The organism is Mesorhizobium sp. Arg314 (assembly GCF_053714275.1).
Window position 1 is genome coordinate 1 of record NZ_JBSKBP010000092.1, and the last position, 8,999, is coordinate 8,999.

At 61.5% G+C, this 8,999-nt stretch carries 3 protein-coding genes and 6 pseudogenes; 6 read left to right on the top strand and 3 right to left on the bottom strand.

Features of this window, described 5'->3' with window-relative positions; all coding sequences use genetic code 11:
• Nucleotides 1–390: 390 nt before the first annotated feature.
• Nucleotides 391–1,697, bottom strand: a pseudogene (locus ACWGS9_RS33355) (ISNCY family transposase).
• A 2,262-nt stretch (nt 1,698–3,959) separates the two neighbouring features.
• Complete coding sequence (locus tag ACWGS9_RS33360; protein ID WP_454509223.1) at nt 3,960–4,373, bottom strand: BA14K family protein; 414 nt, start codon at nt 4,371–4,373, stop codon at nt 3,960–3,962.
• A gap of 109 nt (nt 4,374–4,482) precedes the next feature.
• Between ACWGS9_RS33360 and ACWGS9_RS33365 the strand changes: the two are divergent.
• Nucleotides 4,483–4,908, top strand: a pseudogene (locus ACWGS9_RS33365) (DUF7146 domain-containing protein); the annotation flags it as partial.
• Here the strand turns inward: ACWGS9_RS33365 and ACWGS9_RS33370 are convergent.
• Nucleotides 4,907–5,572, bottom strand: a pseudogene (locus ACWGS9_RS33370) (hypothetical protein); the annotation flags it as partial. The pseudogenes ACWGS9_RS33365 and ACWGS9_RS33370 overlap by 2 nt on opposite strands.
• A gap of 247 nt (nt 5,573–5,819) precedes the next feature.
• Between ACWGS9_RS33370 and ACWGS9_RS33375 the strand changes: the two are divergent.
• From ACWGS9_RS33375 to ACWGS9_RS33395, 5 genes and pseudogenes are all read left to right on the top strand, one after another.
• Nucleotides 5,820–6,080, top strand: coding sequence for a type II toxin-antitoxin system prevent-host-death family antitoxin (locus ACWGS9_RS33375; protein ID WP_454509224.1), 261 nt, complete (start codon nt 5,820–5,822; stop codon nt 6,078–6,080).
• Nucleotides 6,064–6,464, top strand: a pseudogene (locus ACWGS9_RS33380) (hypothetical protein). The gene ACWGS9_RS33375 and the pseudogene ACWGS9_RS33380 overlap by 17 nt, the downstream one beginning before the upstream one ends.
• 60 nt (nt 6,465–6,524) lie before the next feature.
• Nucleotides 6,525–6,674: pseudogene (locus ACWGS9_RS33385) on the top strand (baeRF12 domain-containing protein); the annotation flags it as partial.
• 204 nt (nt 6,675–6,878) lie between these two features.
• Nucleotides 6,879–8,675 carry a cation:proton antiporter domain-containing protein gene (locus tag ACWGS9_RS33390; RefSeq protein WP_454509225.1) on the top strand — a complete coding sequence of 599 codons (1,797 nt, stop codon included), beginning with the start codon at nt 6,879–6,881 and terminating at the stop codon, nt 8,673–8,675.
• 116 nt (nt 8,676–8,791) lie between these two features.
• Nucleotides 8,792–8,999 (top strand): annotated as a pseudogene (locus ACWGS9_RS33395) (IS6 family transposase); the annotation flags it as partial.

The following is an 8,999-nucleotide window of genomic DNA, read 5'->3' on the forward strand; positions in this document are numbered from 1 at the left end:
ATCCTGCAATGCCAAACCCGCGATCTTCCTCATTCAACAAGTCAGATCAACGGCTTGCGCATAGTTCACGGGCGACTTCGGAAGCTTGAGGCGGACTGGTGTGTCAGATCCGCCCCAAGATGCCGAAGCTCGCCGCCGTCATGGACGACCCCGAGCACGACGTGCTCGGGGTGAGTTTCTTCAGCCCTGTACGCTAGTCTAGTTTCCGTCCATAAACACAAGTATTTTGCAGCGACCGCAAGGACTTATGGTGGGCTTGGAGCGCTGTGATGGCGCAGTATGGGATCAGGCGGGCGGTTTATCGACGAAATGGTGTCCTAGGCGCAATCTTGCGCATGCCGCGAGGCCCGGTATTGGCCGGTGCGACGCTACTGCGATGCCGGATCGGCGTCAGGTCGGCTTGAGGCGGGTGAAGATGACGAGGTTGTAGGCCACGACCGAGGACCAGACGTAGGTCTTGAAGTGATCGAGGCCGCGCCAGGTGCAACGCGCCAAACCGTAAGCACGCTTGAGGCATGAAATGCCGGCCTCGATGCCGGCGCGGAAGTTGCGCAGCTTGCGATAGACCCACTTGCTTCTGACCATGTCCTCGATCCTCAGGCCAGCTTTCTTGTGGAAGGCCATGTCGGCAACGCCCCACGCTTTCGCCGTGGCCAGGTTGGCGCGAGTGGCGAAGCCACCATCGGCGGCCGCCTGCCGTGGTGCCTGACCATAGAGGGCGATGTGGCGCTAAAGCATCGTCAGCAAGCGCTCACTGTCGGCCGGGTTGCCGGCTTCGATCACCAGGTCGAGGATCATGCCGCTCCTGCCGTTGGTGAGGTTGAGCTTATGGCCGTATTCGGTATCGCGGCTGCCTTTGACGATGATATCGGCATGCTCTTCGAACAGGCTGACCAACTTCTCGCCGGCGGGCACCGGCTCGCCGTCCAGCATGCGCCGCTCGCTATGTCTGATGATCCGTTCGACCAGCGGCCGATAATGGCGAACTTGGATCCGCCACAGGGCTATGGACGGTGTGCTCGCCACGGCCAAACGCTCGCTCGCCTGCTCCAGATAGGCCAAGGTCGCTCGGGTGATTGCGATCAGCTTGCGGTAGAGTTGGACCCGGTTGGGTCGACCGCGCGTGAACTGGATCTTGCGGCACGCTTCTTGGCTGCACGGCAGCCGGCTCCGCCGACCAAGCTATCGGCCCGCTGCAAAAGCCGCACCCTGACCCGGGCAGGCTGCCGTAGCTCGGCTCGTGCACAAGTGCGGCGGTCACGGTGCTGTCCCAGCCGCACGACCGCGCCGTCTTCGAGCTTCGCCTGCCGCGCACCCAACAGTGTATCCGATTGATCTGTTCCCAAGTCGCACACCGGATCGCGCTGATTTTTGCGGCACCGACTTCTGCGGGCCCCAGGATAACGGCAATCGGGCAAAGGCGCGAAACGAGGCTGGGTCCTCGAGGTGGAAGGCCAGCTCCTGGTAGCTCAGTTGCCGATATTGCTTCAGCAGAGCGCAGCGTAGCACTGCTTCAGCGGGCAGGCCCCGCCGCCCGGCGGCCTTGACCCCGACCCGCACCAAATCGGGGGCCTCCAAGCCAAGCAAATCGCGATGCTCATCCAGCCGTCGCGCCATCGCCTTCAACTCGTGACCGATCTCGTGCGCGGCGAAAAAGGTCGAATTATGCTTACTTGGACGGTGCGTTCTTGACGCATTGTCGGCTCCGGCGGTGGCAGGGATTTGGTATCAGTGGCATGATCCGGGCCTTGCTCGCGCAAAGCTACGATTCGCGCAACAAAATCAACAGTTTGCCGTTCATGGACGGAAACTAGGCTAGGGACAAAGCAGCAGCTTCGAGAGAAGGATAGAGGCTTCGTCTTTCATCCGTCTGGACACTTGCCAATCGGGGCGAGACGCAATCTGATTTCCGTGGGACCACGGCACCGGGTCCACCTCGAACGCCACGCTCGCCTGGACGGCAGGAGGCCAGCACCTTGTCGCTCCAAGCCGACGCAGAACGGAATCTGCGAAGCCTTGAACGGCCCCAGCGGGACGAGCGATTGAACGAGATACTCTCAGTATGACCGCGATCACGCGCGATCAGTGATCGCTAGGTGGGTCGCCGGATGCAGCGAACGGTGCCAGCATTAGACGCTCGGATCACACCTGCGGGCCCTATGCACCACGCTAACAGCAACACAGGGCTGCGCAACTCGACTGGCCCCGGCGATCGCCTGTTGGTCAATGCCGCTCTCAGACGCGCAATTCTCAACTGAGAACTCTGGCGTCAGGCGGTGCCAAAGCTGGTCACAGCATTTTGTCCGCGTCCGATTGACGACAATCTGTGTTCAGATCCAGACATCCTGGGGGCTAGGATCAAGCCGGCTAGGGGCGACTCCTACGATTTGGGGTCGCTGCTCACAACCCTTTTGGTGGCATGCCAATTGCATATTCATAGCCATGATACGTGTTCCGACATGGCCCGTCACGCAGTCTTTAGCCAGGAGGTCACATAACATTCGTCCGAACGCAATGCAGGCTGCGCAACCCGTGGGACGCCCCAGCCCCGTTGGATCTCGCTGCGATCAGACAGGATCGCCATCCCGCAGACCGCTTTCAGGCTGTCAGCTAGGGCTGCCATAAGGGTTCTCGTAAAACAAACATTCAGGAGAACTTATGACTCGACCACATGAATATCGGCTGCTTCGCCGGCTCTCCCAATGGCACATAACACCATATCCTCTTCAAATCCGTGATGATCCAAAAGGAAAACGAAAAATGCCTACCTCAGAAAAAGACGCTGTGGGGCGCTCAAGGCTCCCGAAATTGTGGTCTCACTGGCCACGAACGATACTTGCTGCCACGGCGTTGGCCATTGTAATGACCGCTCCAGCTCCAGCCGTCACTCAAGACGCTGACAAGCACTACTCCGACCAAAGCTTATTGGTTCTCACAGGCTGGGGAAGTTGTATACGTTGGGCATTGTGCATTGGCAATCCAGGGACCCTCGACTAGCTAATGTATGTTGTCCTGAAGTCTGCAGCGGTTCTGGGACAACGACATGCATCAAAACAAAGACTTAAAAGCGCGTCGCCTGAATCCGTTTCAGCGCGACGCGCTTTAGATGCCAAGGAGGACGCCGAGTCTTTCGGTGACCAGCCGCAACGGGTCAACCAGACCCAGTTTGTAGATCATGCTCGTCAAGGTTCCCCTTGTGGCCGACGTAGTGGGAGATAGCTTCATGCGACACCCTGGCCGGTGAGCATCAGTGAGATCGCAATCCGCTTGAGGTCATACAGCTGGAAATACGCCGCACGCCGAGGAGGGCCTTAAACCGCTCCAGCTCCTTACGGAAATTGTCGCGTGGCTTAGTCTGGTCGTGTGTGACGGGAACAGCAGCTTGCTCTCCGGCCAGCCGAGCGTTAGGCCTGCACCATATCGGCTACCCGGGCATGGATCGGGACCGAAAAACGGTACGCGTATTCGTAGAGCGAGCGCGACAGCTGAATGCCCTTGGTGTTGTGCTTGTGCATTGCCACCGATCCAGCCGATCAGGGCCTCGTGGCCAGCTTTATCGTTGGCGAACCGGTGGCTGGCGCCATCGCTCATGCGATGAACGTCGAGTGTCTCTTTCGAGATATCGACGCCGATGGTAGAAGGGATCATCTTTTCCTATCCGATGCTTGTCATCCGGGCCGCAAAGCCCCGGTATCCGTTCAGGCCACAAGGAAAAGAAAGGGCGATCAAACTTTAACTCGACCCGTCAGATGATCTGCGCGTGCGCAATCCATCCCCTTTCATCACCGGCGGCTGCGAACCGCCGGTGATGGAACCACAGTTCCCGATATCCGGGAAAAATCATAAGACAAGCGCGTCGCCCGAATCCATTTCGACGCGAAGCGCGCTTTAAGGCGGTCAAACAGAATAACAAAAAGCGCTGACCGCAAGGTCAGCGCTTTTGTCTGGGCTGGGAAGCCTCAGTTGGCGACGCAGAAATGCTGCTCGCCGTCATTGCCGGTGAAGGTGCCGGTGCGCGACTTGAAGGTGCGGTAACGGTCAAAGCAATATTCGTACCAGCCACGGGTCCACGGCTCGGCGTTGCGGTCGGCATAGACGATGCGCGGCTGCGCATAGTAGCGGCGAACCGGTGCCGGGCGCACCCGTACGTCGCGATCATAGTAATCGCCATCGTAGTAATCGCGCGGCGGCGGCCGGTTATTGGCCAACGCGCCAACGATCAGCGCGCCGGCGGCAAGGCCGAGCACGCCGGCGGCAACCGCGTCGCCGTTGCCGTGACGGCGCCAAACAGCCGCATTGGCAGCGGGCAAAGTCGCGAGCGTGGTGGCGACCACGGCGGCGGACAGAACGGCCGTCCTGAAAGTTCGGTTCATGTCGATCTCCTTCGTGCCGGCCCGTCGAATTTCTGGGATGCGGTCCCGGCTTTACGAAAAACTAATTATGAGACCATTCCTGAACCGTGGCTGAACGGATTTTATCCGGATGCGCCGCCCGCGAAGGCAAAGCTCTAAGGTCAGTGCCGAAATATCGCCCCAAAACCCGCTTCGGCGGGGTTTTGTGACGGCCCCTGTCGCCACGGCGCGTCATAAGGTTCGAACCGGCCGACACGGCGCACCAGCTAAAAAACACGCAGCACGAGGCAATGACCGGCAGGACGCCAGCTATCCGGCCCTGATAGCCGCCTGGACGGACACTGCCGGCACGGTCACCGGCGTCCACCGCACATGGCTCGATCCACGCGGCGACGGAAAAGCAAAGGTCGAGGACCGCCGCCCGCTCGGCGGCCTTGTCGGCAATGCGGTACGCTTCCGCTTCCCCGTTGATGGTCCCGTACCGGTCATGGCCGCCGGCGAGGGGCTCGAAAGCATGTTGTCGCTGTCGCATGTGATGCCGGGTATGGCGATGGCACGATACCCGAAAACTTTGTCCGGGCGCGATCGAGCGCATCCCAGATCACCTCACGCTCGTTGTAGTCCATGCCGCCGAAGGCGATTTGCGTGCCGGTGGGATCAGCACCTCGGTTTTGGCAAGCCGGCGCGCGGAAAGGAAATCGCGGCTGTCGATCATCGCCGCGGTCATATTGGCGTGACTGACCTTCGAGCCAGTGCGCGGCCGCCATGCCGAGCCGGTCTGAGCCTCGAAGAGATCGGCTGCAAAGTCGCGCATGAAGTCGAAGGCTTTGCGACGCTCCAGAAGCGTGATGCCTTGGGCAATGTGGCGTTCAAGCTCGACGCTCTTGACCTCCGAGGCATCCTTGTCGCGCTGGCCGATGCGCTGCGCATCCTCGTTGCGCTGCAGTTCGCGCTGGATGGGCTCGCCGGCGCGGTGGAAGAGATTGACCGTAGGTCTTCGAGATCGGGCTCTAGCCGCGTGTCGCCCAGCATCTCGAACATGGCCTCGAAGACCGCGGTCAGCGCCGACTGGACGAGCGGCTCTTCGGGCAGCGGTCGTGGATCTGGTTCGCCCTGAAAAGGGCGTGGCCATAACGCTACATTTCGTAGATGAAGCGGTCGGTCGGAGATGACGCGTGATGAGGCTCCAAGGCGTCGTCGAGGGGAAGGGAAAGGTTCATGATGGTCTCCCTCGATAGCGGCCGCGGCTCTCGACGCCCGCCATTTCGGCACCTGGTCTGGCGCTTCGGAGGAGACGGCGCGTGAGCACTCTCGTTCAGCGGAAGCTCCACGGTCGGGCGCCATGTGCGCCCGGTCGCGTCTTGGTGTCCCCTTCAGCATTCCGGTCTGGAGCTACCGGGAGAAGGGGTGAGCTGGCGTTTTTTCTGGCAAATCTGGATATTATGGAAATCGGTAGAGGAGCTTGGCATGCGGCAGTTCACGACAGCCGATCTCAACAAGCAGGTTGGCGACGTCACCGATGCCGCCAGCCGCGAACCCGTCGTCCTCACAAAGCACCGGAAGCCCCGGTTCGTGCTGATGAGCTACGAGCGCTACGAACGGATGCGCATTGGCGGCGATCCGCGTCGCGCCTACCGCATCTCAGAAATGCCGGAGAAACACAAGGAGCTCTTCGAGAAGGAAATCGACCGGCTGGCGCGCGGCGAGGGGTATGACGACGAGCCGTGAGTTCCTGCCCGGTGATTCGACTATCCGTATCTCTGGACATGGCAGCGCGAGCACGGCGAGACCGAACGCCGCAAATCCTGGCCGACCTGCGTCGTCGTTGCCGTTCGCGGCGCAAATGACGGCCTGACGCATCTGGCACATCTCGCCATCACCACCCAGCCGCCGCAGGCCGACCGTGTGGCACTTGAAGTCTCCGACATCGAATGCCGGCGTGGGGCCTCGCCGACCTCAAACGGTGTTGGATCGTCGTCGACGAATACAATTACGATGTCGCCGAACACTCCTGGCACATCGAGCCGAATGCCCCCAATCCTCGGCCGATTCAGCAAAGCCTTCATGATGAAGGTCGCGGCCGCCTTTGCCGGAGCGCGCGAATCGCGTTAGTCGCCTCGACTGACGGCTCACGCCTCTCGGATGCGAATCTCCGGCCTCGCATGGCGAGGCTCTACCGTGCTTGTCGCCCCACCAATGGTGCTCGGCGCCATGCGCAAGAAGCTGCATAAGGAGGTTGGTGACAAGGTGACGGCCGAAATCCCGAAGACCACGACCAATCACGGCATTGCCGAGATCGAGGCTCTGTTGCAGGCAGCCTGATCGCCGGCGACAAAGCGAATACTCTCGCGGGCTCAAACAGATCCGCGGCATCCCGCGCCGGTCAAGCATTTTGTCGCAGCGCCGTCGGTTTTCGCATCCTTGCGGCTTGCATCACCGTAACCCATTCCATCATATTGCAAAACAGGCGACGGCTTCGGGCGGCGCATATCCGACATCGCTAGCTTGAAAGGCGCTCCATAGACAATGCCGCATGACACGCCCCTTATGGCCATTCTCGTCGCCGGTCTGGGTCTGGCTTTCGTCTTCGGCGCTCTCGCCAATCGTTTCCGCATCCCGCCACTGGTCGGCTATCTCGTAGCCGGCGTGCTGGTCGGGCCGAACACGCCCGGTTTCGTGGCCGACGCCGTCCTTGCCAACGAATTGGCCGAAATCGGCGTCATCCTGCTGATGTTCGGCGTCGGCCTGCACTTCTCGCTGAAGGATCTGCTGTCGGTCCGCGCCATCGCCGTGCCCGGCGCCATTGTCCAGATCGGCTTTGCCACCGCGCTCGGCGCCGGACTTTCCTGGATGCTCGGCTGGTCGATGGGCGCGGGTTTGGTCTTCGGCCTGGCGCTGTCGGTCGCCTCAACCGTGGTGCTGTTGCGCGCCCTTCAGGAGCGGCGGCTGATCGAGACCGAACGCGGCCGCATCGCCGTCGGCTGGCTGATCGTCGAGGATCTCGCCATGGTGCTGGCGCTGGTGCTTTTGCCCGCACTTGCCGGCGTGCTCGGCGGCCAGGAACAGGCGGACGCGCACGCAAGCAGCCTGCTGTCGCTGCCAGACAGCTACGGCATCTGGGGCCTCGTCGGCATTGCGCTGGCGAAGGTCGCCGCCTTCGTCGTCGTCATGCTTGTTGTCGGCCGCCGGGTCATCCCCTGGATCCTGCATTATGTCGCCCATACCGGGTCGCGCGAACTGTTCCGTCTCTCGGTGCTCGCCATTGCGCTCGGCGTCGCCTTCGGCGCGGTAAAACTGTTCGGCGTCTCGCTGGCGTTGGGCGCCTTCTTCGCCGGTATGATCATGAGCGAATCCGAGCTCAGCCATCGCGCGGCGGAAGAATCGCTACCGCTGCGTGATGCTTTCTCGGTGCTGTTCTTCGTCTCGGTCGGCATGCTGTTCGACCCGTTCACCCTTATCAGCAACGGCTTGCCGACCCTGGCGACGCTGGCCATCATCGTCATCGGCAAGTCGCTGGCGGCCTTCGTCATCGTCGTCGCCTTCGGCTATCCCCTGGCCACGGCACTGATGATCTCGGCCAGCCTCGCCCAGATCGGCGAATTCTCCTTCATCCTGGCCGAACTCGGCGTCTGGCTGAAACTTCTGCCAAAAGAGGGCCGCGACCTGATCCTAGCCGGCGCCATCCTATCGATCGTGCTCAACCCGCTGATATTCCTGATAATCGACTGGATGAAGCCATGGCTGAAGGCCCGCGCCGCCAGGGCGGCACCGCCGGCGGACGCAAAGCCGGTCGGTCCGGCGACCGAACCGGGCCAGGTGGCCTCGGTTGCCTCGACTGCGCAAAAGGAAGACGGCCCACCGCCGAGGACGGCGCTTGCTGGTCATGCCATCCTGATCGGCTATGGCCGGGTTGGTGGCCTCGTCGGTGCCGCGCTGAAGGAAGCGGCACAGCCTTTCCTCGTCATCGAGGACGCCGACAAGACGCTGGCGAAGTTGAAAGCGGACGGCATCGAAACAATCGCCGGCAATGCCGCCAACGCCGAAGTGTTCGCCGCCGCCAATCCTGAGGGCGCAAAGCGGCTAATTCTTGCCATTCCCAATGCCTTCGAGGCCGGCCAGATCGTGCTGCGGGCGCGCACCGCCAATCCCAACGTCAACGTCGTCGCCCGCGCCCATTCCGATGCCGAGGTCGAGCATCTGAAGGGGCTCGGCGCCGATATGGTGATCATGGGCGAACGCGAGATCGCGCGCGGCATTGTCGAAGAGGTTCTTGGCCACAAGCCGGTGTCGCGGCCGTGGGCGGCCGAACCTTCCGCTGCCTGAGCCACAACCAAAGCCAGCCAGTGCGCTGCGTTGTGACCGCAGGCAGGTTGGATCTGTTGCAACCTTTTGATTACCTGCGCTGTGGCACGGAGCCTTCGATCATTTCCGAGGGTGCAATGTTCAAAGGCCTTCAATTCGACCAATCTGTGATCCTGCTTTGCGTGCGCTGGTACCTTGCCTACAATCGGAGCCTGCGTGATCGTGAGGAGATGATGGCCGAGCGCGGCATTACGGTCGATCACACGAGCATCCACCGCTGGACCGTTCTTTTTTCGCCCTTGTTGCTGGAGCGCTTCAACCGGCGCAAGCGTAGCGTGACCGGCA